General features: G+C 62.3%; 1 protein-coding gene. It reads left to right on the forward strand.

Going from position 1 to position 1021, the window contains the following annotated elements:
* Positions 1-58: 58 nt before the first annotated feature.
* Positions 59-1021, forward strand: a 963-nt coding sequence (locus tag AC1D0P_RS26050) for a calcium-binding protein (protein ID WP_477679369.1), incomplete at its 3' end; no start/stop codon positions are given.

Raw genomic sequence — 1021 nt, forward strand, 5'->3', positions numbered from 1 at the left:
CGACAAGAACGATTTCATTCTCTGATCGGGCATGGCCGCGCGGCCAAGGGAGGCGACGATGACAGTCACGCATACGGGCAATACCTGGTACGGCGACRGCGACAACAACACGATGGATGGCAACAATGCCGCCGAATATATGTACGGCTATGCCGGCGACGACACGCTGAAGGGCCAGGGCGGCAACGATGTGCTCACCGGCGGTCTCGGCAGCGACAAATTGCTCGGCGGAGACGGCAATGACCGGCTGGTCGACCTCGGCGACAGCATTGGCGGCAGCGGCAACCAGCTTGTCGGTAAGGATTCGCTCAATGGTGGCGCCGGCGATGACGTGCTGATCATCCAGTCACCGGACACCGGCGACGTGGTCGATGGCGGCGCGGGCAAGGACAATGTTCAGATAGACTTCTCGCACACGACCTATAGCGGCGTCACCGCCATCAATTTCAGCCTGCTGCAGGGCGGCAGCACTGCCCAGGTCAACGGCATCAACACCGTCTTTGTCACCGGCGTCGAGTCGATGCAGTTCTGGGGCAATATCTACAACGACTTCATTGCCGGCGCCGACGGCAATGACACGATCTACGGCCTCGACGGCGACGATGTCATCAAGGGCGGCGGCGGCAATGATGTGCTCGACGGCGGCTCCGGCATCCAGAATATCGATGGTGGCGATGGCAACGATACCGTCTCTTTTGACCTCTCCGGCGCGGATACGGGCCTCGACATCAAGGTCGCCAACACGCTGGACCTCGGCGCCTTCGGCAAGGTCAGGAATTTCGAGACGTTCGGCGAAGTCTGGACAGGGTCCGGGGCCGATACGGTCGAGACGAACGACAAGGGCGGCACCTTCCACACCGGGGCCGGCGCGGACCAGTTCACCGGCGGCAGGGGCAACGATATCTGGGACATGGGCTCCGGCGCCGATACCGGCACTATGGGCGACGGCAATGACCAGGCCTATGTCCTGGGCAACGACAATTTCGACACCGCGGTCAAGAACATCCACGGCGGCAACGGC

The organism is Polaromonas sp. P1_G2, from assembly GCF_056405515.1.